At 70.0% G+C, this 23,463-nt stretch carries 27 protein-coding genes and 5 pseudogenes; 15 read left to right on the plus strand and 17 right to left on the minus strand.

Annotated features, from left to right (window positions below; translation table 11 throughout):
* The 3 genes and pseudogenes from GNX96_RS14730 to GNX96_RS14740 all read left to right on the plus strand — a co-directional run.
* A pseudogene (locus GNX96_RS14730) lies at positions 1-242 on the plus strand (response regulator); the annotation flags it as partial.
* A gap of 4 nt (positions 243-246) precedes the next feature.
* Positions 247-428: pseudogene (locus GNX96_RS14735) on the plus strand (LCP family glycopolymer transferase); the annotation flags it as partial.
* 124 nt (positions 429-552) lie between these two features.
* Positions 553-789 carry a hypothetical protein gene (locus GNX96_RS14740; RefSeq protein WP_163568517.1) on the plus strand — a complete coding sequence of 79 codons (237 nt, stop codon included), beginning with the start codon at positions 553-555 and terminating at the stop codon, positions 787-789.
* An 11-nt stretch (positions 790-800) separates the two neighbouring features.
* Here the strand turns inward: GNX96_RS14740 and GNX96_RS14745 are convergent, their stop codons facing one another.
* The 9 genes and pseudogenes from GNX96_RS14745 to GNX96_RS14775 form a co-directional block, all read right to left on the minus strand.
* Complete coding sequence (locus GNX96_RS14745) at positions 801-1,823, minus strand: DUF6177 family protein (RefSeq protein WP_163568518.1); 1,023 nt, start codon at positions 1,821-1,823, stop codon at positions 801-803.
* The gene (locus GNX96_RS14750; RefSeq protein ID WP_163568519.1) at positions 1,820-1,969 is read right to left on the minus strand and encodes a hypothetical protein; all 150 of its coding nucleotides are present in this window, start codon (positions 1,967-1,969) and stop codon (positions 1,820-1,822) included. Before GNX96_RS14750 ends, GNX96_RS14745 begins: the two co-directional genes overlap by 4 nt.
* 209 nt (positions 1,970-2,178) lie before the next feature.
* Positions 2,179-3,564, minus strand: a complete 1,386-nt coding sequence (gene eccCb / locus GNX96_RS51895; RefSeq protein WP_279580447.1) for a type VII secretion protein EccCb — start codon at positions 3,562-3,564, stop codon at positions 2,179-2,181.
* A complete protein-coding gene (locus GNX96_RS51900; protein ID WP_279580379.1) occupies positions 3,447-4,802 on the minus strand; it encodes an FtsK/SpoIIIE domain-containing protein in 1,356 nt (451 codons plus the stop codon). The genes eccCb and GNX96_RS51900 overlap by 118 nt, the downstream gene beginning before the upstream one ends.
* Entirely contained in the window at positions 4,765-6,177 is a 1,413-nt protein-coding gene (locus GNX96_RS51905) for a hypothetical protein (RefSeq protein ID WP_279580380.1), read from the minus strand. The genes GNX96_RS51900 and GNX96_RS51905 overlap by 38 nt, the downstream gene beginning before the upstream one ends.
* Before the next feature lie 25 nt (positions 6,178-6,202).
* Complete coding sequence (locus GNX96_RS14760; protein WP_279580381.1) at positions 6,203-6,988, minus strand: AAA family ATPase; 786 nt, start codon at positions 6,986-6,988, stop codon at positions 6,203-6,205.
* The gene (locus GNX96_RS67230) at positions 6,982-8,748 is read right to left on the minus strand and encodes a hypothetical protein (protein WP_163568521.1); all 1,767 of its coding nucleotides are present in this window, start codon (positions 8,746-8,748) and stop codon (positions 6,982-6,984) included. Before GNX96_RS67230 ends, GNX96_RS14760 begins: the two co-directional genes overlap by 7 nt.
* 391 nt (positions 8,749-9,139) lie before the next feature.
* Positions 9,140-9,235, minus strand: a pseudogene (locus GNX96_RS63540) (hypothetical protein); the annotation flags it as partial.
* Between the two features lie 3 nt (positions 9,236-9,238).
* Positions 9,239-9,520 carry a hypothetical protein gene (locus GNX96_RS14775; protein WP_163568523.1) on the minus strand — a complete coding sequence of 94 codons (282 nt, stop codon included), beginning with the start codon at positions 9,518-9,520 and terminating at the stop codon, positions 9,239-9,241.
* A 192-nt stretch (positions 9,521-9,712) separates the two neighbouring features.
* Here GNX96_RS14775 and GNX96_RS14780 point away from each other — a divergent pair, with 192 nt between their 5' ends.
* The 7 genes and pseudogenes from GNX96_RS14780 (at position 9,713) to GNX96_RS14810 (ending at position 13,649) form a co-directional block, all read left to right on the plus strand.
* A complete protein-coding gene (locus GNX96_RS14780) occupies positions 9,713-10,051 on the plus strand; it encodes a WXG100 family type VII secretion target (protein ID WP_163568524.1) in 339 nt (112 codons plus the stop codon).
* A gap of 125 nt (positions 10,052-10,176) precedes the next feature.
* A pseudogene (locus GNX96_RS14785) lies at positions 10,177-10,377 on the plus strand (hypothetical protein); the annotation flags it as partial.
* Between the two features lie 32 nt (positions 10,378-10,409).
* Positions 10,410-10,742 (plus strand): DUF6507 family protein, encoded by a 333-nt coding sequence (locus GNX96_RS14790; protein ID WP_163568525.1) that lies wholly within the window; start codon positions 10,410-10,412, stop codon positions 10,740-10,742.
* Positions 10,743-10,760: 18 nt separating this feature from the next.
* On the plus strand, positions 10,761-12,605 hold the full coding sequence (locus GNX96_RS14795) for a hypothetical protein (protein WP_163568526.1): 1,845 nt from the start codon (positions 10,761-10,763) through the stop codon (positions 12,603-12,605).
* Positions 12,602-12,985: a hypothetical protein gene (locus GNX96_RS14800; RefSeq protein ID WP_163568527.1), complete on the plus strand. Its 384-nt coding sequence runs from the start codon at positions 12,602-12,604 to the stop codon at positions 12,983-12,985. The genes GNX96_RS14795 and GNX96_RS14800 overlap by 4 nt, the downstream gene beginning before the upstream one ends.
* Before the next feature lie 9 nt (positions 12,986-12,994).
* On the plus strand, positions 12,995-13,249 hold the full coding sequence (locus GNX96_RS14805; protein ID WP_163568528.1) for a hypothetical protein: 255 nt from the start codon (positions 12,995-12,997) through the stop codon (positions 13,247-13,249).
* Between the two features lie 4 nt (positions 13,250-13,253).
* Positions 13,254-13,649: an HD domain-containing protein gene (locus tag GNX96_RS14810; RefSeq protein ID WP_279580382.1), complete on the plus strand. Its 396-nt coding sequence runs from the start codon at positions 13,254-13,256 to the stop codon at positions 13,647-13,649.
* Between the two features lie 36 nt (positions 13,650-13,685).
* Here GNX96_RS14810 and GNX96_RS63545 read toward each other — a convergent pair.
* Positions 13,686-14,680: pseudogene (locus GNX96_RS63545) on the minus strand (ADP-ribosylglycohydrolase family protein).
* A gap of 322 nt (positions 14,681-15,002) precedes the next feature.
* Between GNX96_RS63545 and GNX96_RS14820 the strand changes: the two are divergent.
* Positions 15,003-15,344, plus strand: a complete 342-nt coding sequence (locus GNX96_RS14820; protein ID WP_279580384.1) for a rhodanese-like domain-containing protein — start codon at positions 15,003-15,005, stop codon at positions 15,342-15,344.
* Positions 15,345-15,410: 66 nt separating this feature from the next.
* Here the strand turns inward: GNX96_RS14820 and GNX96_RS14825 are convergent, their stop codons facing one another.
* From GNX96_RS14825 to GNX96_RS14840, 6 genes are all read right to left on the minus strand, one after another.
* The gene (locus tag GNX96_RS14825; RefSeq protein ID WP_163568530.1) at positions 15,411-16,250 is read right to left on the minus strand and encodes an ABC transporter permease; all 840 of its coding nucleotides are present in this window, start codon (positions 16,248-16,250) and stop codon (positions 15,411-15,413) included.
* Positions 16,251-16,267: 17 nt separating this feature from the next.
* Positions 16,268-16,573 carry a hypothetical protein gene (locus tag GNX96_RS51920; protein ID WP_279580385.1) on the minus strand — a complete coding sequence of 102 codons (306 nt, stop codon included), beginning with the start codon at positions 16,571-16,573 and terminating at the stop codon, positions 16,268-16,270.
* The gene (locus tag GNX96_RS51925; RefSeq protein ID WP_279580386.1) at positions 16,543-16,665 is read right to left on the minus strand and encodes a hypothetical protein; all 123 of its coding nucleotides are present in this window, start codon (positions 16,663-16,665) and stop codon (positions 16,543-16,545) included. The genes GNX96_RS51920 and GNX96_RS51925 overlap by 31 nt, the downstream gene beginning before the upstream one ends.
* Positions 16,638-17,222 carry an ABC transporter ATP-binding protein gene (locus GNX96_RS51930; protein ID WP_279580387.1) on the minus strand — a complete coding sequence of 195 codons (585 nt, stop codon included), beginning with the start codon at positions 17,220-17,222 and terminating at the stop codon, positions 16,638-16,640. The genes GNX96_RS51925 and GNX96_RS51930 overlap by 28 nt, the downstream gene beginning before the upstream one ends.
* A complete protein-coding gene (locus GNX96_RS14835; RefSeq protein ID WP_163568531.1) occupies positions 17,215-17,880 on the minus strand; it encodes a TetR/AcrR family transcriptional regulator in 666 nt (221 codons plus the stop codon). The genes GNX96_RS51930 and GNX96_RS14835 overlap by 8 nt, the downstream gene beginning before the upstream one ends.
* A 128-nt stretch (positions 17,881-18,008) precedes the next feature.
* The gene (locus GNX96_RS14840) at positions 18,009-19,022 is read right to left on the minus strand and encodes an NAD(P)/FAD-dependent oxidoreductase (RefSeq protein ID WP_313885675.1); all 1,014 of its coding nucleotides are present in this window, start codon (positions 19,020-19,022) and stop codon (positions 18,009-18,011) included.
* A gap of 66 nt (positions 19,023-19,088) precedes the next feature.
* On the opposite strand from GNX96_RS14840, the gene GNX96_RS14845 reads away from it, so the two are divergent.
* The 4 genes from GNX96_RS14845 to GNX96_RS14860 all read left to right on the plus strand — a co-directional run bounded on the left by GNX96_RS14845 (position 19,089) and on the right by GNX96_RS14860 (position 22,596).
* Positions 19,089-19,502, plus strand: a complete 414-nt coding sequence (locus tag GNX96_RS14845) for an ATP-binding protein (protein WP_163568533.1) — start codon at positions 19,089-19,091, stop codon at positions 19,500-19,502.
* 199 nt (positions 19,503-19,701) lie between these two features.
* Positions 19,702-20,493 carry a DUF5926 family protein gene (locus tag GNX96_RS14850; RefSeq protein ID WP_279580449.1) on the plus strand — a complete coding sequence of 264 codons (792 nt, stop codon included), beginning with the start codon at positions 19,702-19,704 and terminating at the stop codon, positions 20,491-20,493.
* Positions 20,494-20,576: 83 nt separating this feature from the next.
* Positions 20,577-21,227 carry a hypothetical protein gene (locus GNX96_RS14855; protein WP_163568534.1) on the plus strand — a complete coding sequence of 217 codons (651 nt, stop codon included), beginning with the start codon at positions 20,577-20,579 and terminating at the stop codon, positions 21,225-21,227.
* The gene (locus GNX96_RS14860; RefSeq protein ID WP_163568520.1) at positions 21,178-22,596 is read left to right on the plus strand and encodes a PAT1 family protein; all 1,419 of its coding nucleotides are present in this window, start codon (positions 21,178-21,180) and stop codon (positions 22,594-22,596) included. Before GNX96_RS14855 ends, GNX96_RS14860 begins: the two co-directional genes overlap by 50 nt.
* Positions 22,597-22,741: 145 nt before the next feature.
* Here GNX96_RS14860 and GNX96_RS14865 read toward each other — a convergent pair whose 3' ends face one another.
* Complete coding sequence (locus GNX96_RS14865; protein ID WP_163568535.1) at positions 22,742-23,446, minus strand: histidine phosphatase family protein; 705 nt, start codon at positions 23,444-23,446, stop codon at positions 22,742-22,744.
* Positions 23,447-23,463: the final 17 nt, after the last annotated feature.

A 23,463-nucleotide genomic window follows, 5' to 3' on the forward strand; every position in this document is an offset into this window, starting at 1 on the left:
GGTTCTCGTGGTCGACGACGAGCAGACGCTGGCTGAGCTGATCTCGATGGCGTTGAGGTACGAGGACTGGGAAGTACGCAGTGCCGGCGACGGTGGCGCGGCCATCCGGGTGGCCCGCGAGTTCCGGCCGGACGTCGTCGTACTCGACGTGATGCTGCCGGACATCGACGGCCTGGAGGTGCTGCGCCGGATGCGCGCCGACACTCCCGGATTCCGTGCTGTTCCTGACCGCGAAAGATGCCGGGCATGAGTGTACGGGAACTTCTCGCCTTGCACACGGTCACGGACGCGGTCGGTGGGGTGGATGTGACGGTCGACAAGACGGTCAAGGACGAGCGCACCCACTACGTCTTCAAGCAGGGCGTCAACCACCTGGACGGCAGCTCGCCGAGATCTACGTCCGGCAGCGCTACAACCTGCCGGGCTCGGACTACGACCGAATCAAGCGGCAGCAGCAGTTCCTGCACGCGTTGATGGCCAAGGCGACGAGTACGGGCGTGTTGACCAACCCGGTGAAGCTGGACGCTGCTGCTGTCCGCGGTCACGGCGGCCGTGACGGTCGACAAGACGTTCCCGGTGCGCGATCTGGCTTTCGCGTTGCGCGGGCTCAGTGCCAGCGCGGTCAGTTTCTCCACGCTGCCGATGGCGAGGTCCGAGCAGATGACGGCGTCGACTACGAGATCCCGTCGTCGCAAGGCATCAGCGACCTCAGCCACGGTCTACGCGCGCGACGACATGGCCGGCTATCTGAAGAAACACCCGCCCAACAACGCCAACCACGGCGCCTGACCGACGACGGGCTACTGCTCCGGCGAGGTGATCCGGCTGGAGCCGGCGATCCGGCCGTCCAGGCCGAAATGCCGCAGGACCGCTTCCAGCACGATCTGTGGATCGCGTTCCTCACCGGCCGCGACCAGCCGGTTCCAGCAGGCCTGCCGGCGGTGTCCGGCCCGACCAGTTTGGACGACGGCGGCCGGCGAGTCGGCGGCCCGGTCGGCGCCCACGTCGGCCACCCCTTCGGGGCCGATCAGCAGTCCGTACGGCACCGGGAAGCCGGTGAACCGCGGGTCCACCGTGCAGTCGGCCCGGCCCGGCTCCAGGCCGGCGATCATGCTGCGGACCAGGTAGAGGTCGGTCAAATGGCTGGCCAGCCGGTCCAACGCGGCGAGGTCGGGCTGGCCGGTGCTGCCGACGGCGATCCGGACCCGTTCCCGTACGCCCGCCTGGGTACGTCCGATCTCGACCAGCGCGACCGACGGTGACTCCGGTTGCCCGACCACCACCAGGGTCGTCGAGCGTGGTGCTCGCTCCCGGCAGAACCGAGTGAACTCGCCGGTGTCCCAACGCTGCGACGCCGGCTCACCGACGCCCCAGCCGGCCGGCGCTTTCCCCGTGAGGCCAACGAAACAGTCCTCGGCGAGGCCGCCCACCTCGGTGGTTTCCGAGGCCCGGTGCAGCACCGAAACATCCACCCGCAGCAGCCCACCGGCCTTGGTCGAGGTGTCGACGAACTCCGCCGGGATCGGGTCGTCGGTGCCGCGGAAGCACTGCCCGTCCCACCGCAACGCGTCGCCGCGCAGGCCGTCGTAGTAGCGGTTGTCGGGCGTACGTACGACCCAGCGGCCACCGACGGCGAGCATCACGGTTTCCAGCGGGGTGGTCAGCCGGCTGGTTTCCGGGGTGACGATCTGCACCAGCTTGGAGTCGCGTACGCACACGTGCACGACGTCGTTGATCCACCGGCTCAGCCCGATCACCGGCCGCTGCTGCAGCAGCACCGCGGCCCGGTCGGTGGCCACGTCGACCGCCGGATGCTCCTTCACGACGACTCCTCCTCCAACGGCCAGACGACTCCATTGAGCCGTCCGGCCAGCGTGTTCGTCACCCGGCGGGCGATGTCGGCGGCGCCTTCGCGGGCGGACGCGGCGCGCGCCTCCACCCACCAGACCGGCACGCCGACCGGTTCCACCTCCGGGCCGAGCAGCCGGCTGAGCTCGCCCGGTACCTGGATCAGCAGCGGTCCCTCGACCGCGACCAGCGGCCGGCCGGCCTCGTCCCGGATCTCGAAGATCGCGCCGTCCTGGTACGTACGAGCTCAGCCGCAGCTCGGGACCGGCCGCCAGCAGCGCGGTCAGGGTCGACTCCACGTCCGGCATCGACCGGCACAGCGCGACGAAATCAACGGTCATGAGTCAGCTCCAGTGGTCCCGTCCAGGCAGTCTGGATGGTCAGCGGCCGTTCGCCCTCGCGTACCAACAAGCCACGGCCCGGCGGCAGCACCGACGCGCGTACGCCGGAAAACAGCTGCCCCTCGGTGCGGTCGCCGGACATCACCAGCGCGGTCACCCCGGACTCGCGCAGGGCCAGCGTGAACGGCTCGTAGAGGCCGCGGGCCGCGCCGGTGACCCGGCGGGTCATCACTACATGCAGGCCGAGGTCGCGGGCCGAGGCCAGGAACGGGATGAAGCCGGCCAGCGGGGCGGTGCCGGCGGCGGCCAATACGTCGTAGTCGTCCGCCAGCAGAACGATCCGTGGCCCGCTGAAGGTGTGTTCGCCGGAGTCCAAAGCGGCCGGGTCTTCGGGCATCCGCTTGGCCAGCTCGGCGGACACCGCGGCGGTCAGCTGAGCGGCCCGCGGCGCGCTCGGCGCGTACCCGCCGACGTACTTGTCGTCGACCACGTCCCGCAGCCCGCGCCGCGGGTCGAAGATCGCGAACACCAACTCCTCGTCGCCATAACGGCTGATCAGCTGCTCGGCGACCAGCCGGAGCAGGTTGGTCTTGCCGCAGGCCCGGTCGCCCATCACGAACAGGTGCTGGTCGGCGCCAAAGAGGTCGAGCACCGCGGGAGACAGGTCGGACTCGTTCACGCCCAGCGGTACGCCGGCGGGCAGCTGGACGTGGTCCGGCAGGCTGCTGGCCGGTAGCAACCCGGGCAGCACCCGGACCGCGGGCGCCTGCGGTCCCACCCAGGAAGCCCGGATCGCTCGTACGGCCTGGGCCAGCCCGGCGCCGATGCTGGCCGCGTCCGGCAGCGAGTCGATCCGCGGCAGCGCCACGTGCGCGAGCAGCTTGCGGTCGGTCAGCGCCCGGCCGGGCTGGTCGGGCCGGATGGTCTCGGACAGCCGGCGCTCGATGCCGGAGTCGCTCGGGTCGTTCAGCCGCAGCTCGATCCGATTGCCGAAGGCCGCCTGCTGGGCGATCCGCACCTCGTTCCAGCGGGTCATCGTCGAGACCACGTGCACGCCGTACGCGCCGCCGCGGCCCAGGATCGCGTGCACCAGCGGTTCCAGGTCCTCGAAGTCGCCGTTGATCTGGCCGTAGCCGTCCAGCACGACCACCACGTCGGCGGCCGCGAGCTCCGGCACGGCACCGTCCGCATGCGCGGAACGCAGTGCGTCCAGGGTGTCGATCCGGCGTTCCCGGAACACCCGCTCCCGGTGGTCGATCATCGCCCGTACTTCTTCCAGTGTCCGGCGGACCCGCTCCGGGTCGTTTCGGCTGGCCACCCCGCCGACGTGCGGCAGGTCGCCGAGCGCCTGCAGGCCGGCGCCGAGCAGGTCGATGCCGTAGATCGCCACCTCGGTCGGGCTGTGCTGTGCGTGAGCGACAGGGACAGGACGAGCGTGCGCAGCAAAGTGCTCTTGCCGGACTGCGGGCCGCCGATGATCCCGACATGCCCGCCGGCTCGCCGCAGGTCGAGTCGCCAGCTGCCCTGCCACTGGTTGGCCGGGTCGTCCAGCAGCCCGATCGGCACCCGCAGCCGGCCCGTCTCACCGCGCATCCGCAATCCGTCGGCGGCCATCTCAATGCCACCGACAGAGCCGCCGATGCGGTCCAGTGAGATCGCCGCCGGCATCGGCGGCAGCCAGATCTGCGGCACCGGCTCGGCCGCCCCGACCAGCTGGTCGACCACCGTCGACAGTAGGGTCGGACCGGTGCTGCGAGCCGGCAGCAGCTCGTCGCCGGTCGGTTCTGGTGCCTGGTCCGGCAGCTCGGCGGTGCCGTACCGAGGCACCTCGACCACCCGGGGTGCGCCCGGCAGCAGGACCACTTCGCCTTCCGGTCCGCGGTACGGCCCGGAGATGTACGCCGACTTGAACTTCTGATAGATCGTGGTGTCCACCTTCAAGTACCCGAAGCCGGGCAGCGGTGGAAGGTGGAACGCGTCCGGGGTCTCCAGGACGGTCCGGCTCTCCGCTTCGGAGAAGGTGCGCAGGCCCAACCGGTAGGACAGGTACGTGTCGAGGCCGCGCAGCTTGCCGCCCTCGATGCGCTGGCTGGACAGCAGCAGGTGAACCCCGATCGAGCGGCCGATCCGGCCGATGGACAGGAACAGCTCGATGAAGTCGGGCTTGGCGGTCAGCAGCTCGCCGAACTCGTCGATGATCACCAGCAGGTGTGGCAGCGCCGGCAGGTCCGGGCGTTGCGCGCGTACGAGCTGATAGTCGGTGATGTTCGCGATGTTGCCGGCGTCCTTGAGCACCTGCTGGCGGCGCTGTACCTCGCCGGCCAGGCTGGTGTGGACCCGCTCGACCATGCCGACGTCGTCGGAGAGGTTGGTAATGACGCCGGCCACGTGCGGCAGCCCGTCGAAGGGCGCGAAGGTGGCGCCCCCCTTGTAGTCCACCAAAATCATGCTGAGCAGTTCGGGCGAATGGGTGGTGAGCAGCGACAACACCAGCGTTCGGAGCATCTCGCTCTTGCCGGAGCCGGTCGCGCCCACGCACAGCCCGTGCGGGCCCATGCCGAGCTGCGCGGACTCCTTAAGGTCCAGCAGGACGGGCCGGCCGGTGTCGTCCACGCCCAGCGGTACGCGCAGGAAGTCCCGGTCGCCACGCGGCTTCCACAGGCTGCCGAGGTGCAGCGACTGCGGGTCCTCGATGCCCAGCAGCGCGGGAAAGTCCGCCGGCGCCGAGCCGGTGCCGTCGTCGTACGACTCTGGGGAGAGCCGCAGCGGCGCGAGCAGCCGGGCGAGGCCGTCGGCCAGCCCGACCGGCACGTCGTCCAGGTCGCCTTCGTACGTGTAGTCCCGGCGACGGTCCTCGACCCGCAGCCGGCCGCCCTCGACGGTGATCCGCAGCGACACCTCGCTCGGCTCGGACAATCGGTCCGAAACCAGGTGCAGGACGGTGATGCCGAGCGCGCCGGGGGGTGGCGGCGCGGTCCGGAATGGGCAGCCCGACGGCCGTCTCGCCGTACGTGTCGTGGACGACCAGCAGCCGTTGCAGGGTGGGCGCGAGGGCGTTGCCGGACAGGTTGCGGCGGGCTTCGGCGGCCTGGTTGGCCCGCGCGTTCAGCTCGGTGCCCATCAGGTGGGCCAGCGCGGTCGGATCCGCGGCGACCCGCCGCACCGGTCCGCCGGCGTCGTGTTGTTCCTGGTCAGCGAGGTGTGGCAGCCACCGCACCCAGTCCCAGTCGGTCTCCCGGTTCGGCGGGTACGCGACGGCCATGCCGACATCTTCGGGGGCGTGCAGCGCGGCCGCCTGGGTGAGCAACGCACGTACCACGGTGAGCACGCTGGCCCGGTCGCCGACGATGCTCACGTCGCCGGCGAGGTCCAGCGGCACCCGCAGCGGCAGCCCGACGACGGTGCCATAACGGCGTACCAGCGCCTGCGCCTCGGCCATCATGAACGGGTCGGTGGGCTGCAGCGGACTGCCCTTGTCCTGCAGGTCCAGCGGCTGCGCCGGGAGCGGACCGGTGCCGGCCCGCAGGGCCAGGAAGTCCAGGTCCCGGCGGCGGCGTTCCCAGAGCCGGCTCGGGTCGCGTACGACGTCCAGCAGTGCGGCCGGCGGCGGGTCCAGCTCGCGGGCCTGGGTGAGCGTCTGTTTCTCGTGGTCGGACAGCTCTTCGCGGAGTTCCTCGAGGTAATCCAGGTAGCGTTCGCGCTGCTGCCGGCGGGTCCGGGTGGCCTGGCCACGCTGGGTGAAGAACATCGCGCCGGTCGCGACCACCACCAGCACCATCACCAACGCACCAATGCCGGCCAGCCCGGAACCGCGAAAGACCAGCATCATCGACATCGAGCCGCCCATGCCCATCATCGGCAGCAGGGCATGCATGCCACCGAGGCCCTTGCTCTCCGGCAACACCGGCGGCGCCTCCACCGGGCGGGGGTCGACCACTGGTCGCGGCTTGCTCAGCCGGGCCGGCCGGTGCACCAGGCGTGTGGTCACGGAATCCTCACAGTGCTGCGATGCCTCACAGGGCGGTGGCGCGCGCGATGGCGTCCGCGGCGATGACCGTGCCGGCGGTGACGGTGGGCTCGGCCAGCTGGTCCAGCGAGATCGCCGCGCCGGCGGCGAGGTGCCGGTCGTACGGCAGGTGCCGGATCGGTATGCCGTAGCCGGCGAGCGCCCGGTCCGCCTTCGCCAGGTCGATGCCCTCGGACGTGGGATTGTGCGACACCAGCGCGACCAGGGTGTGCCGAAGGGTGTCGGGCGACGCGCTCGCCACCCGGTCCAGCGGCCCGCGCAGGCTCCGGATCCCGTCCGCACTCGCGGAGGTGACCAGCACGATCGCATGCGAGTCGGCGAGCACGGCCAGGGTCGCGTCGCTGTTCAGGCCGGCGGGGCAGTCCAGCACGGTGACCGCGAAGAACCGGGACAGGATCCTGGCTACGTCCCGGGCACCGGTTGGCGGCACCACCGCGTCGCCGTCGGGCGCGCCGGGCAGCACCGACAGGCCGCTGGGCGTACGGGCGATGATCTGGTCCACGCTGGCCGCGTCCAGACCGCGACCCGACAGCAGTTGCGGGCCGACCTGGCTGAGCGCCGGGGCACCGGTCACGCCCAGCCGCCAGGCCAGCGAGCCGGCGTTCGGGTCGGCGTCAATGGCCAGCACCCGGTCGGTCCGCCGGGCCGCGTACACACTCCCGACCAGCGCCGCCAGCGTCGACTTCCCGCAGCCACCCCGCACCCCGGCGATCGCGATCCGCCGCCCGGTCGTCACCGGTCGCTGCACGCCGGCCGCCGCTTCGGTCAGCACCTGTACGTCGTCGGCTCCGCCGAACAGCCGGCGGACCGACCGGGTCGCCTTGCGCAGCGGGGGTTCGCCGCTGCGGACTCGCCCGACCACGCTGTTGGGGGGTCGTACGAGCCAGCCGGCTGGCCCTGCGGTGCGGGAACTCTGGGGGCGAAATCGGTGTTGTGGACAGGTGGTCCAGGCTGGACACTTTGTTCACTGGAGGTGAAAGGTACCTGTGGGTTTGGTTCCCACGGCTGCTGGCCACCGTGGCTCGGTGCTGGCTGGTTTGGTGGTTGGGCCGGATAGCCGGGGGCCGGCCTGCCGGGAAGCCGGGTGGGGGTGGTGAACGGCACGGCCGACTGCTGCTGTTGTTGTGGCGGCCGTTGTTGTGATGGCTCAGTCGGCTGGGCCTGCGGAGCGGCCTGGTACGGCGTCGCAGGCCGGTACGGCGCTGCCTCGTACGGCCCCGGCTGGGATGGCTGCTGCTGGTATGGCGACTGCTGCTGGTATGGCGACTGAGCCTGGTAGGGCGACCCGTGCTCGTACGGGGAGGGAGCCTCGTACGCCGGGCCGGGCTGCGGGGCCGGCTGATACGGATCCTGCGGGTGCGCGGACGGCAGCGAGGGACCGCTGATCGGCGGCTGCGGGATGCGGGCCACCCCACGTGCGGAGCCAGCCTGTGGCGGCCGCGGTGCCCCACCACCTGCCCCACCCAACGGTCCACCGGCTGAATCGGTCGCTCGCTCACCGGGAGCGGACGGTGCCGAGGCCTCATTGGCCTGCACGTCGGCCTGCACATTGGCCTGCACGGCCTGGTTGTCGAGGTCGCGGAGCACGTCCGAACCCCAGTCGCGGTCCGTCATGTCTGCACCACCTCCCCAACCCCCAGCTTCCAGTCGATTGCCCGTACCCAACCCGGGCATCAGAACGTGTGCAACAGCCGCTCGTACACGCCGAAGACGCCGAGCGCGACCGGCACCATCGCTATCACGGTAACCGCCTCCAGCCGGTCGGTGAGCCGACGAAGCCGGGCCCGTACGTGATCTGGCGGCTCGACGACCAACACCGCGCTGGCGATCACCACCAGCAGGACCAGCCCCGACGATCACCGCCCATCGCATGGTGCCGTCCGCCCGCAACCAGGCCAGCAGCAGGCCCAGGACGGCCAGCCAGGCCGCCCCGATCAGGCCGGCGACCTGCGGCACCAGTGGAAAGACCCGGGCTCGGGACAGCAGCGAGGCGGCCATCAGCGCGGTCAGCGGCAGTGTCCACGGGCTGATCGTCGAGGTCAGCAGCCAGCCGGCGACGGCGGCCGAGGCCGCCAGCGCGAGGGTGGCCAGCGACAGGCTGCGGTGCGCGGCCCGCAGTGCGCTCTCCACCGCCGGCCGGGTGACCTGCTCGTTCCGGGACCTTCGGTCGTCCAGCCCGGTCATCCCGGACAATCCGAGCGCGAGCCGGGGCAGTACGCCGAGCAGCACGACGGAGAGCACCGCGAGCACCGCGGCCACCTCCAGCGGTGGCACGCCGAGCGCGAGCGGCAACCACCAGGCGGCGATCAGTACCAACCCGCCGAGCCCGCCGATCACGCCGCCGGAACCGATCCCCGTACTCAGGCCGAGGGCGACCGCGGTGGCGGCGAGGCTCGCCGCGGCGACACCAGCTGCTACCGGGCCGCCGCCGAACAGGTTCCCGGTGCCGATCCAGCCGGCCAGTACGCCGGTGGCCCCGCCGGCCAGGATCAGCGCGGTGCCGATCGGCTGGGTCGCGTAGGTGGCCAGCACGATCCCGCAGAGCAGCAGGGCGAGGGTCCAGACCAGGTCGGCGCCGAGCCGCCGCCGCCGCCGGGAACTGGCCGATGGTCAGGTCGGTGGCCAGCACCGTGCCGGCCACGATGGCCACCGTGCCGACCCACCGGCGCGGCACCGGGCCCCACCGCCAGGCCCGGCGGTCCAGGTCGTCGGCGACCTCTTCGGTCACGTCGTGGATCACCGCGGCTGGCGGCGCGCGTCGGCGAGCCCGACCACCCGCAGCACCGCGCCGTCCGGTACGCCAGCCTCGCCGAGGGTGGCGTCCGCGTCCAGCAGGGTGCCGTCGGCGGTGACCAGGTGCCGCAGCGTCGGCGGCTGGCCGGCCCGGCGGTTCGCCGGTCAGCCGGAGCGCCTCCGGCAGCAGCCGGCCGACCGGTTCGTCGGAGGGCACCACGATGTCCACCCGCCGCCGGCTGCCGGCGAGCGTCACCCGGGTGTAGCCACCGGCCGCTGAGGCCACTGTCTACCTCACCTCCCACTGGGTCGGCCGGTGCTCGACCAGCCGTACGACCGCGGTTGCTGACTTGGCTTGTTTGGCCTGGTCAGCGAGCGCTTTCTGAAGATACGACCAGCCCACGCAGGCGGCGCATCCCAGGCCTGCGAGGACAAGTCCGATCAGGAACCGCACCACGTTGTCAGAGATCGTCCGGCGGGTTCGCAGCCGCCCCCAGATCAGCGCGTCCCGGAGCCGGCGGCGGCGTACCGCGACGGACTCCAGCAGTTGCGTGTCATAGTCGCGGGCCATCTTCGTCCAAACCTCGGGTGGGATCAGTTTGCTGCGTACATTCTGGCAAGGTCGCGCTTGTCCGACCTGTCGGGGGCAGGCCGACCAGCGGCGATGGGCAGTTCTCTTCACGCTGACCTAACACCCGTTGGGGCAGACTTGGGAAAGACGATGGGGCCGTGGGCCCGCATCCAGGCGTACGGAGGTGAACGCATGGTCAAGTTCGACATGGGCGCGGCGACTCTGTCGACGCTGGCGAAGCAGACCCAGGGGTCCAGTGGTGACCTCGGTTCTTTGATCAAACAGCTGGTGGCGGCCGTGACGCCGTTGGAAGGCAAGTTCAACGGGGCCGGCCGGTCCGCGTTCGACACGTTCAAGGCGCAGTCGGATCAGGTGACCGCCGACCTCAATGGCGCGCTGTCCAAGATCCTCGGCGGTCAGGGTGGCATGAACTCCGCTTTCACCACCGGTGACCAGCAGATGGCCGACCACTCGCACCACGCGATGAGCACGGCGAACTTCGACGCGGCCCGCTTCGGGTCTTCACGCTAGGCGGGGGGAACAGAAATGGTGAACGCAGATCGGCGTAGTTAACGACACGGGGCCCTCGCAGACCGTGCAGGGCGACCTCGCTGGGATCGTGTCCCGGCTGGAGTCACTGATCGGGCGAGCGGCAGGGCGCGGTGAACGCCGCGATGGCCGACTTCCAGGCCGACGGCGTGTCCGAGCAGTACGCCGGCGTGGAGAAGCGTTGGAACACCGCCGCGAGCGAGGTCCGCTCGATCATCGCGCTGGTCAAGACCACGCTGCTGAACAACGACGACACCGCCACCACCGCGCTGAGCCAGGCCGGGACCGCGGTTTCCAACATCGGCTGACCGGCCGACACAGCTGAGGGGAGGACACCGTCGTGGGCGCTTGGGATCTTCACGTTCCCGCCATCCAGGGTGTGCTGACCAAGACCCAAGGTGTCGCCAAGGGCTTCGAAGCCGAAATGACCAGCCTGCAGACCTCCATGCAGAACGGCACGCAGGCGACCCAGTCGCAGATCATCGCGACCGCGATGTCGACCTTCGCCGACAAGATCAAGCCACTGGAGTTCGTGGTCAAGCGCACCGGCGATGCGATGACCGGCGCGGTGAACGCGGTCAACGCGTACGTCAAGGGTGACCTGGAGATGGCTGCCAACGCACAGAAAGCCGCCTCGTCGGCGACTGTGCCGCCGGCCTGGGAGAAGAAGTAAAGGACTGGCTCCGCCGAGATGATCAACCCAGACGGAATCCCGCAGATCGGTGATGTCGAGGCGATCTCGACCAACGGGAAAGCCCTGCAGACCGCCGGGTCGAACATCTCCACCACTGGTGGCGATGTCGACTCGGCGTGGCAGGGCCTGAGCTCGTGCTACACCGCCCCGGAGGCCGCGCAGCTGTTCGCGGCGACGAATCCGGTGCGTACGAAGGCGGCCTCGGCCGGCACGGACATCGGCACTGTCGGGTCGGCTTTGGTGGCGTACGCGGCCGAAATCACCCCGCTCCAGGCCCAGTTGGCGAGTCTGAAGACGCGCGCGACGAAGTTCGTCGCCGACGTGAAGAACGACGACGACTGGCGCAAAGACGGCGACAAGGTCAACGAGCACAACCAGATGGAGACCGACGTCAACGGCGCCGTCGCGGCGTGGATGGCGGCCCAGCGGACCTGCGCGAACAAGATCATCGCGCTCTGGGGTGGCACGCCGTACGTCCAGGACAACGGCGACGACAAGACCGATCCCAACGAGTTCGGGTATTCGCAGGACCAGCTCAACCAGGCGCTGAACTCCGACAAGGGCCTGCCGTGGGGCAAGCCTGAAGAGCGGGACAAGCCCTGGTATGAGGACGCCTGGGACGGCGTTGTCTCGTTCGGCAAGGGCTTCATCGTGGACGGCCTGTGGGGCACGATCAAGGGCCTCGGAAATCTGGTCGGTTTCGGTGGCTGGGACGGCTTCGTCGCCTCCTGGAAGGGCATTGGCGAGCTGGCTTTGTTGGTGACGCCAGGGGCCTTGCCGCTGGCGCTGACCATCGATCAGACCACCGGCATTCCCGGCATGCCCAAGGGTGGTCTGAGCAACGACTACCTGAACATGGGCAAGAGCCTGATCGCGTACGACGAGTGGGGCAAGGATCCGGATCCGGCACGGGCCAGTGGCGCGGTGGTCTTCAACATCGCCTCGGTCGTTTTCGGCACCAAGGGCGCCGGCGCCGGCCTCAAGGGCACCAGCCTCGCCGGCAAGGCCGCCGACGTGGCCGGCACCCTGGCGGCCAGGTTCCCCAAGATCGCCGACTTCACCGCCACCGTCGCGTCCAAGATCCCGGACGTGAAGCTGCCCAAGCTCACCGATCTGGTCGACATCAAGATCCCGAAGCTCGCCGACCTGAAACTCCCGTGGTCCAAGACGCCGGACCTGAAGATCCCGCATGTGGACACTCCGGACGTGAACTTGCCGCACACCCCGGACGTACACCCGCCACACGCCGAACTGCCCGACGGTCCGACCAACCCGCACGTCCACGACACCGACGTGAACACCCACCCCGACCACACGACCACACGCCGACCGACACGCACGACCCGAACGAACGCGCCGCACGACCCCGCGAATCCGCACGATCCTGCGAACCCGCACGACCCCGCGAATCCGCACGATCCTGCGAATCCGCACGATCCCGCAAACCCGCACGATCCCGCGGGTACGCATGACCCCGCGAACTCGCATGACCCGGCCAACTCGCATGACCCGAGTGGGCATGACGCTCAGGGCAGTCACGGGCATGATGGCAGCCCGGCGGATCCGCACCTGGGCCATCAGCCGGACGGATCGTGGAAGGGCGAGAACGGCCTACATCTGAACCCGGCCGACAGTGCCGCGGCTGATCACTTCATCGACCAGGTGGCTGGCCACGAGCCCAAGATCAGCGGCAGCGTTGATTCGCTGACTCACCACATCGAGGGCGGGAAGCTGGAGGGTTTCGAGTACCGGCTGAAAGGCGCGGACTCGCTCAAGCGCAAGCTCGCCACCTACCTCCTGGAGAATCCGGGAGCTTCCGTCGCCGTGGTCTCGCCGACGTGAAGGACGCGGTTCGCTACACCATCGACGTGCCTGGCGGCCAGTATTCGGCCGGGGTTGAGCACGCGGTCCAGGAACTCCAGCACCAGGGCTACCAGGCGGTGAAGTGGAAGCCGAGCTGGACCAACGCACCAGGTGACTACAAAGGCATCAACTCGTTCTGGAAGGACCCGAGCACTGGCCAGGTCTTCGAAGTGCAGTTCCACACTCCGCAGAGCTTCGACGCCAAGATGGTCACTCACGAGCTATACGAGGCGCAGCGGCTGCCCGGGGTCTCGGCCGAGGAGATCGCCCGCCTGCAGGCCGAGCAGGGGCAGATCTTCAGCCACGTACCGATCCCGCCGGGTGCCGGTGAGATCCCTCCGCCGACTATCGTGAAGTAGGAGGGCTTGATGGAAACCATTACTTATTACGCGAAATACAACGAGCGCACCTCGCCGAGCAATCCGATCGGCGTGGTCCGTCACAGAGTGATAGACGGTCAGGACGTCGACGAGGCTTTCACCCGCAACCTGCGCTGGGAGCCGACTGATTACCTACGGCTCTATCGACTCGGTCACGACGACGTCGACCACGTGGAGATCACCGAGGCCGAGGCTGACGCCTTTGTCAAACGCATCAGTGCGAAGTTGTCCGGCGAAGGCTGAGCGAGTGCCGGTCGATCTGGAATGGGTGGAGCGGTTCGCTCGGGAACGGCATGCCGCGCAGGTTGACAAGGCGGGCCGGCCCTACGCCGAACACCTGGCCGCGGTGGCCGGCGGGATTGCCGAGCGGGGTGGCAGCCCGGACCAGATCGCCGCTGGCTGGCTGCATGACGCGGTCGAGGACGGGGTGCTGACCGAGGCGGAGCTGGCCAGCCTGGACGTGCCGGAAACCACCCGGCGGATGGTGCTGGCGATGACGAAGCGGCGCGGCGAGCCGGCGGCCGACTATGCCGCCCGGATCCTGGCCGAGCCAGGTGCCCGGCTGGTCAAGGAGAGCGACTCGCCCACAACGCCGACCCGGCCCGACTTTCGGTGTTGGACGAACCAACCCGGCAGCGGTTAACCAGGAAGTACGCACGGATGCGCGAGCTGCTCGGCCTCACCAGCTGAACGTACGAGCCGCGTCCGCCGCCAGGTCTTGCATCACGTCCCGCATCTCCAGGTCCGCTAGCCACTGCGCCGGAATCGCGGCCGTACCGGCCACGGCGCCCAGCAGGTTGCCGCAGAGTGCGCCGGTGGAGTCGGCGTCGCCGGAGTGGTTCACCGCCAGCAGCAGCGCGTCCCGCAGGTCGTCACCGGCTAGCGCGGCACAGACCGCGATCGCCAGCGCCTCCTCGCCGGTCCAGCCGCCGCCGAGGCTCTCCAGCAGCTCTGGCGTCGGCCGGCCGGCGGTGGCCAGCGCGATGCCAGCCGCCAGGGCGGCGGTCGTCTCCTCGTGCTTCGGCCAGCGGCTCAGCTCGGCCGCGGCGGCTTCCAGCGCATCCGGCAGCGAAGCGTCCGCGCGTACAGGACCTGGCTCACCACCGCTGCGAGTACGCCGGCGGGCAGGTAACCGGACGGGTGGCCGTGAGTCAGTGCGGCGATCTCGCTGCAAAGCGCGAAAGCGCGCCGCAAATCGCCGCTGACGAACCCGGCCGGCGCGGCCCGCATCACGCCGCCGCAGCCTTTGGAGTCGTTGATCGGGTCCGCCACCGTGCCGGTCGGCCCGCCGGCCACGGTCGCCCGCAGCGCTGACAGACAGGTGTTTCCGGGCGCCCGCAACGAATGCAGGTCGGCGATCCCCAGCAACCGGCCGGCCGGCTCGGCCGGCGGGCCGCCCTGGGTTTCCAGCCAGCGCAGGTAGGCCTGTCGGACCGCCTCGACCTGGTCGCCTTCCGGACCGGCCAACAACAGGCCCTCGAGGGTAAACAAGGTCATCTGGGTGTCGTCGGTGATCGCCCCACCGGTCCGCCCGTACGCCGGCGCGTAACTGGTCAACCCGGCCGGCCCGTACCGCTGCCGAATGCCTTGAATAGACAGGAATTCGATGGGGGCGCCGAGCGCGTCACCTACCGCGCCGGCGAGCAGACAGCCGGCCATCCGCTCCGGCAGCATGCTTTCGGTCCTCCCACGGCAATGGTGATGTGCCCTTCACCGTACTGCATGGTCCGATCGCCTGATTTCCCTGATTTTGGAACGAATGTGTACTCGATCGACGGACAAACGTGCCCGGAGTCCGCGACTTGCCGCTCCAGTGCCGGCCAGCGGCCGCTCAGCCGGGTCGGTACGCGCACCGCTGACTCGGCCATGGCGCCACTGTGCGATAGCTCATGCCAGGGTTGTTGTTGCTGCTCATGGCGTATCAGTCATGCTGGACCGCAGGGACGTCACACTGAGACCCGGTGCGACGGAGATTCACGATGGAGGTGGTGACCCGGTGCAGCCGAACGCGGCGAACTCGGTTCCCAGTATCACGGTCGACCAGGTGCCCGCGGACGCCTACTTGCTCGACGTCCGGGAGGACGACGAGTGGGCGGCCGGACACGCCCCGAACGCGGTGCACGTCCCGATGGCCGATGTGCCGGCCCGGCTGGACGAGCTGCCCGACGACAAGCCGATAGTGGTGACCTGCCGCGGTGGCGGCCGGTCGTCGCGAGTGGTCGCGTGGCTGCAGTCCCAGGGCATCAACGACGCTGTCAACCTGGACGGCGGGATGAAGGCCTGGTCCGCCGCCGGCCGTGACATGACCGCCGACTCCGGCCAGCCGCAGGTCATCTAGTCGTACGCAAGAGGGTGGCCCGGCGCTGCGAACACGCCGGGCCACCCTCGTATCTATAGGTAAGGGTTACGCCGGGCGGCGGAAACCCTTGACGGCGAACAAGATGCCGACGACTGCCAGCACCGCGCTGGCGCCGAGCGCGGAGATCACTCCGGTGCCGACCGGTGTCGCGAGCGACAGGTGACGGGACGCGTCCACCGCGTACGTGAGCGGGTTGATCGTGGCGACCACCTTCAGCCAGATCGGCAGCGCGGCCAGCGGGACGAAGGCGCTGGAGGCGAACATCAGCGGGAACATCGCCAGGAAGCCGACGGTCTGCATCGCCTCCTCGTTCCGCAGCCAGGACGCGATCGCGAGGAACACCCAGGTCAGCGCCCAGCTGACGGCCAACGCCAAGAGCAGCGAACCGGTCACTCCGAGGATGCCGCCGGCCGGGTTGAAGCCGAACAGGATCGCCGCGAAGATCAGCAGGATGACCAGCTGGATGGCCGAGCGTACGAGATCGCTGATGCTGCGGGCGACCAGCACGGTGCCAAGCCGGATCGGCAGCGACCGGAACCTGGCGAGCACTCCGTTCTTCATCTCGGTGACCAGCCCGACGCCGGACTGCAAGGAGGCGCCAATGCCGGTGGTCACCAGGATCGCCGGCATCAGGTAGTTGATGTAGCTGCCGCCCTGGGTGAGCCCGGAGCCCATCAGTGCCTTCCCGAACACCTGACTGAACAGCAGCAACATGATCAGCGGCTGCAGCAGGCTGAAAATGATCAGCCGCGGGTTGGTGAGGAACTTGCGCAGCGACCGGGCGGTCAACACCGCGATCTGGGTGCCGACGCCGGCGCCGTGCCAGTCGCGCTCCCGAACGGGAGCGGCCGGCGGTTCTATGGGTTTGGTGAGTGTCGTTGTCATAGGAAAGTCCTTTATGGTCAGGCCGCGGTGGCGGTGGAGTGCGCGAGGGCGAGGTAAACGTCGTCCAGGGTCGGTTCGCCCAGCGCCAGCTCGGCGACCTCGATCGAAGCGTCGTCCAGCGCTCGTACGACGGTGGTCAGCTGCGCGGAGGCGGTCACCGGGCTGGTGATCGTCTTGCGACTCGGGTCGTAGGCCGGCTCCAGACCGGCCTGGCGGAGCACGTCGACGGCCCGGCCGGACTCGCTGTTGTCGACCAGGGTGGCGGTCACCGACCGTTGCCCGACCTGCGACTTCAGCTGCGCCGCCGTACCGGCCGCGACCACCTGCCGCCAGCCAGCACGGTGATCGAGTCGGCCAGCCGGTCCGCCTCGTCCAGATACTGCGTGGTCAGCAGTACGGTCGTACCGTCCTGCACCAGCGACTCGACGACTCGACGATCTGCCACATGCCGACCCGGCTGGCCGGGTCGAGGCCGGTGGTCGGCTCGTCCAGGAAGATCACGTCCGGATGGCCGACCAGACTGGCGGACAGGTCGAGCCGCCGCCGCATGCCGCCGGAATAAGTCTTCGCCAGCCGCTTCGCCGCCTCGGTGAGGTCGAAAATCGCCAGCAGCTCGTCGGCGCGAGTTCGCGCCTGCGCCTTGGTGGCGCCCAGCAGTCGGGCGATCAGTACCAGGTTGTCGCGGCCGGACAGCTCCTCGTCGACCGCTGCGAACTGGCCGGTGAGGCCAATCCGGGAGCGGATCTGGTGACCGTCCTTGGTCACGTCGAACCCGGCGACCCGGGCGGTGCCGCTGGTCGGCGGCAGCATCGTGGTGAGGACATTGACGACGAGCGTGGTCTTGCCGGCTCCGTTGTGACCGAGAAGGCCCATCACGCTGCCTTGCGCCACCTCGATGCTGACTTTGTCCAGCGCGGTGACCTTGCCGAACGTCTTGCTGACATTGATGGCTTCTATTAGTGGTTTATTCATTGTTTCCCCCTCGGAGGTCTGTTTTGTCAGAGTTCGGGCGATAGGCGCCGTACAAAAGAACGTCGACTGTCTGGTTGAGATAGGCGTCGATCTGCTCTTGGGTGGGCCCCTGGTCGCCATAGCGCATCCGGGCGCCGAAGACGAGGCTGAGGAACAGCTGCGCGAGCTGGTCCGGTGGCACCGTCAGCTGATCCCGGTCGGGTTCCAGCAACTCGGCGACGGCCTCGGTGACGTTCCGCATGAAGTTCTGCGGACCGTTTTCCTTGGGCTCCTTATGGTCGTGGTGCTTGCGTACGTCATGGCCGGAGGCCGCCAGCGCCTGCATCAGGGTGCCGATCCGGGCCATTTGCTCCTGCATGACCATGCCGGCGCCGCGCAGCCGCTCCGGCAACGGCGTCTCGGTGCCAATCGCCCGCATCCAGCTCACCGCGTCGTCCATCTTGAAGACCTCGGCGACGCACGTACGGATCAGTTCTTCCTTGTCGTCGAACGCCCGGAAGACCGTGCCCTCCGCGATCCCCGCGGCCTGCGCGATCTGCTTGGTCGTCACGTTGGCGCCGTGTTCCAGCACCAGCGGCATGGTCGCCTTGACGATCGCCGCACGGCGATCCTCAACACTCATCGCCGGCGCCCGGCGTCGACCCTGCTCGATGTCCATGCCCACAGAGTACGAGTGAGCGCTCACTCATTTCAAGACCGAATGAGTGAGTTCTCACTCACATTGAGCTGGGGGCGCGAATGGGTGAGTGCTCAAGCACTCGTGGATGTCTCGATCTGATGGGCGGGTTAGCCGCGGTCTAGCAGGGCGGTGGCTAGGGCGGCGCCTGATGACCAGGCGGTTTCGATGCGGGGGGAGCCCCAGGAGTCGCCGCAGAGGCCGATCATGGCGTCGCCGAGGTGATAGGTGGGGTCGTTGCCGCGTCCACCTGCCGGCCGGGCGTGCGGCCAGAGGTGAGTGTGAATCCAGTCCGGGGTGCCGGTGACGCCCAGGTCGGCGAGGGCCGCCAGCATCGGGCCGGCCGGGTCGGTGCTCGGGTCGGCCGCGGCGGATCGGGCGTACGACACCGTGGAGTGCGCGACCAGGACTGGCGCTGAGTCGCCGCGGCGGGCGCCGTCGTCGGCGACGAAGCTGAGGATCGGGTGGTCGTTGACGAAGGTGCCGTTGGCGAACGGCCAGCAGCGTTCCCGGTAGCCGACGGCGACCGCCACCACTGGATCCCACGTGATGTCGGTCACTGCTGCGCGCTCGGCCGTGAGGGACTCGTCGAGGATTTCGGCGGCCGCCGCGTCCGGCATCGCGAGGACGACAGCCCGGTAACGGCGGCCGTCCGCGGTCGGTCCGGGGCCGACATGGGTCACCGGAGCGCCGAGCGCGATCGGCAGGCCTTCGGCTAGGTCCTGTACGAGCGCCTGTAGTCCGGCTGGCGCGGCATACCGCATCGGACCTGCGCTTACTTCGGCTGGCCGGCCCGGCGCGTACGCGTCGAAGGTGTCAGTCCATGGGCGGGCGACACCACGCTTGACCCAGTAGGCCACTATGTCTGAAAAGTCACGATAGCGAGCGGTGAAATATGACGCACCCAGATCGACCGGACGGCCGTGCAGGTGGGGTGCAAACATCCGACCACCGGGCGTTTTCCGTACTTCCCGGAGCTCAACCGACAGATTGCCGGAAATCAATCGACGTGCACACGAAACGCCAGCGACCCCTCCGCCGATGACTAGATGAGTGGTGGAGTCGTCGCTGGCTGCAGTCTCGGTGGGAATGTGGCCGTTAACCCTGGACATGGTGTGCACCATCTACGAAGATTTGTTACAGATTATCGGGACGGAGGGTGACATCGGTGACGCTGCGATCCGTCCGTGATGCCGCCGCACGACCCGCGAAGCGCGGCCGCGGTGCGTCGGGAACTGAGCCGTGAGCTCGGCGCCCGCAGAGTGTCCGCGGACCTCACCGACGATGTCGAGATCCTGGTCTCGGAGCTGGTCGGCAACGCCGTGCGATATGCGAACCCGCTGCCCGGCGGCGTGCTCCGGATCGCTTGGGAGCTGGCCCGCAACGACGAGGGCCACGAGGTGACCCTCCGCGTGACTGACGGCGGCGCGATCGACGCCGCCGGTTTCCCGCACCAGATGGATGCTCCGCTGGATTCCGAGACCGGCCGTGGGCTGCGCATCGTGGCCACTCTGGCCTCGGACTGGGGAGTGGACACCGAGGCCCCCGGCCAGTCGGTGTGGGCCGTGTTGCGGCGCAAGAGCACTCCTCTCGAGGTGGCTTAGGTAGCGGGTCGGCCACGCTGAGTCGCTGACCCTGTTTCATCTCTCCACTCTGGTCCATCTACGCTCGCTTGGTTCCCCCGCCGCGACAAAGGAGCCGACGCCGTGAGCAGAGACCGCATCGCGAGAGCGCCGGGCCCGAAACGTACGCGCTCAGGACAAACGTGAGCAGGACGCTTTCGTTGGCCGGCCGTTCGAAGGCCTGCAGTCCGAGACCGAATGGGTCGCGATGCGCGAGGTGGTGCCCGCGGCGACCGCGACCGTACGCCTCACCGACTCGGTGGGCGAGCAGCTCGCCGGCGTCGAGGTCACCCTCGCCACCGTGCTGCCGCTGACCTGGCCCGGCCTGGTCACCCCGGACGGCCGGCGGATGCTCGCGATGCAGTCCCCGGCCCGGTCCGGTGACCTCAGCCGTGACCTCGCGCAGGCGCTGGAGCTGGCGCTCACCGCGCCGCCGAACCATCGGGTGGTGCTTTCCGGCCTGCCCGGCCGTGGCCGCCGGCTGCAGGACCTGATCGAGGCCGAGCCGCTGAAGGTGCGGAGCCACCCGAACTTCGACTTCTGGCTGAACACGGTCGAGCCGGCGGACGAGGAGGTCACCGGTGGGATGAAGCGGGCCAACTCGGTGATGGAGCCGACCGTACGAGTGCAGCCGGACCTCTCGGCGTACTGGTGCCAGACCGGCGGCAAGGCGCAGCTGCGCTGGGTGCTGCCGTGGCAGGAGGACGCTGCGCTGCAGGCCTTGTCCCGGGTGTACGCGCAGGACCAGCTCACGCTCGGCACCGACTCGCGCTACATCGGCGCGTACCGGGCGCATGGCCTGCTGATCCCCGTCTGGGACCTGCCTGGCGAGCCGACCGCGGCCGACTGGGAGCCAGTGGTGGGCAGGGTCGCCGAGGCGCTGACCACGGCCGAGGCCAACGACGAGCCGCTGACCGCTCCCGAGCGGCGCGCCCGGGACGGCCTGCGACTGCGCCAAATGACCCTCCGCTAAGAGGCTATGCGCCGCGCGGATGGCGCCGATCGGCCGCTTGTGGATGGTCGTGCCGGAGCGCTCGCACGACTACCGTACGAGGGGTGACCGAGAGCGCGGCGGAACCTCCTGAGCCCCCGCGGCAACCGGCTGCCCCCGAGCCGCTGGAGCTGCTGGACGCCCTTGCGGCGCCGCTCGACGGCGTCGAGGAGCCTGACGACGGGCTCGACCTGTCCGAGGGCGACGCCGAGGCGGTCGAAGCACTGCGGGCCGCGCTCAACCTGCTGCACACGGACCAGTTCGACGACATCGTCGACGCGGTCCGTTCGGTGGCCCGCGCCGAGCGTCTCCGGCTGTCCACGCCGGAAGGTGTGCAGGCCGCGTTTGCGCAGGTCATCGCCGAGTTGCAGGCTCGGGGCGTACGAGCGGACGGGCGGCCCATCAGCGGCCCGCAGGATGTGCTCGGCTGGATCGCCCGGGGGATCGACGCGGTCGATCGCGGTGAGGCGTACTTCAATCTCGATCCCGGCCAGACCGGTGCCGCCCGGATGTTCTGGGAGGGCGACCTCATCGACCCGGGCACCGGCCAGTACGTGGCCGCCGACCCGCAAGCGCCGGCGGGTGAGGGCAACCGCCTGTCGAACAAGCATTTCGCGACTGTTGTGTCCAGCAAGCTGTGGCAGGAAGGTCAGCCGGCGACCCCGGGTGGAGAGCACCCCGGACGGCCGGCTGATCGACAAGCTCGGGCTGGGTAGCCGAGCGGTCGGCGACTACCTCTCGGGCGTTTTCGACTCGCTGGAGACCACCGGCGCGGCCGCGGCGGACATGTCGTTGCTGTGGCGGATTGGCGGCGGCGGCGGAGGCGGTGGATCGGCCGCGCGACCGGTGGCCAAGTCTTTCGCCGACGTGACCCGGCAGGCGCTCTTCACCCAATACGGCTTCCAGGCCGGCGAGGCCATCTCGTCCGCCCGACGGGTCGGCGCGGTCGCGCCGGCCGTCGGCGTGGCGACGCAGGGGGTCGCCAGCGGGTCGATCTATCGCCAGCAGGTCGCGCCACTGCTTCAGCCGTACGCCAAGTCGATCGTCTATTCGAGTCCGGCGGGCGCCGGTGCCGCCGCAGTGGCCGGGGGAGCCGTCGCGGCTGGTCCAACAGCTGCCGCTGTCGCTGGAGGTGCGGCGGCCTCTGCGGGCGTGGCGGCTGGCGCTTCCGGAGCCGCTGGTGCTGGGGTGGCCGGTGCTGGCGTGGCCGGCGTTGCGGGTGCGGGCGCCGCTGGGGTGACCGGCGCGGGCGCTGCCGGGGCAGCGGGTGCCGCCGGAGCTGGAGCGGCCGGGGCAGCTGGTGCTGGTGTGGCTGGTGCCGCTGGGTTGGTCGAAGGCGCTGAGGTCGCTGAAGAGCAGTCCTTGCTGGCCAGGTTGTGGAGTCGCGCCAAGCCGACCGACTCCGCGGCGCCAGGTGCGGCCGTACCAACCGGTGCCAGCCAGGCGGAGAAGCCCGAACCACCGGTGAAGGCGGGGTTCCGTGGCAACGCGGCCGCGTCGGTGGATCCGGCCGAGGCAGCGCAGGCCAAGCAGCCCAGCCCCCCCCCCCGCCGGCTGGCCAGCCCACCCCCGCCGAGGCGGTCGCACCCCGTCCAGCGACTCCGTTGGAGGACCTGGCACCGGTCGAGATCGTCGAGGGTCCGCTCATCGACCTGCGCTCGCCGGCCCGCCAGGAGCCACCAGTGGCCGGCGGCCCGTCCGCCGGCTCAGGACCACCGCCCGCTGGACCACCGCCCGCTGGCGTCGGCCCCGGGCCAGCGCCGAGTGCGTCGCCACCCACCGCCGCTCCTGGACCGGCCGCTGGCGGACCTCCGCCGGCCGCGTCGGGAGCCGGGGGTCAGGCCGAGCCGCCGGACGTACGCCCAGCTCAACCCGTTAACCCAGCCCAGCCCGTCAACTCAGCCCAGGCCATCAACCCAGCCCAGCCCGTTGAAGCGGCCCAGCCGGTCCGTCCAGGCAGGTTCAGCGGTACGCCGCCGGCCGACGATCCGCGGATACCGCCGCTCGCCGCCCGGCCAGCTGCCGCACCGCCGGCCGGCGAGCTGGCGCCGCTGCCGCCGGCCGACGCCCCCAGCGAGCCCGTGACCTGCTCGACCGTGCTCGCAAGGCCCGCGAACAGGGCCGGGGTGTGCAGCGACGCGGTGGCACCGGCCAGCAGCCCCCCCCACCCCGAACCCAGAGCCCGCCCCCCGACCAGCCGCGCCGCGGCCCGCGACCGGGTCACTAAGCGTTAGCGCAGGTGGTCGCAGAGGTTGTAGTCGACCAACCGGCATTCGTCGCCCTTGTCCCGCCAGCGAGTGACCGACGTGTTGCGCACCGGGTTGTCGCGGATCACCGTACGCAGCTCCCGCTCGTCGAGGCCCTCCAGCACGTAACGCAGCATCAGGACGACCGCGTCATGGCCGACCAGCAGGACGCAACGCTCCGGACGCCGGCGGATGTCCGTGAGCACGGCCCGCATGCGGAAGGCGACATCGGCCAGCGACTCGCCGCCTGGCGGCCGGTAGTAGAGGTCGCCCAGCCGGTCCCGGCGGGCCGACTCGGCCGGGAAGCGGCGCCGGATCGCGGCCGCGGTGAGCAGCTCGAACTGGCCCATGTCACGGTCTCGGAGCCGCTCGTCGGGCACTGTTGGTACGGCCGGGCCGCCGGACTCGGCGAGGGCCGCGAGGGCCAGCTCGGCGGTCTGCTGGGCGCGTCGAAAGACCGAGCAATAGACCAGCTGGGGCTGCCGGGACGGTGGCAGGGTGCCGAGCCAGCGGCCGAGCGCGGCCGACTGCCCCCGACCCGTCTCGGTGAGCAGGACGTCGGCGTCCCGGTCCGGCATCCCGACCGGCTCGACGCCGGTCCGGTCGGCCAGGCCGAAGGCCGCGTTGGCCTCGCTCTGCCCATGTCGTACGGCGATGATCTCGCGCCCGTCGGCGTCCGCTGTGATCATCCCCGGCCCCCGGTCGT

Source organism: Fodinicola feengrottensis (genome assembly GCF_010993775.1).
Lineage (GTDB): Bacteria > Actinomycetota > Actinomycetes > Mycobacteriales > HKI-0501 > Fodinicola > Fodinicola feengrottensis.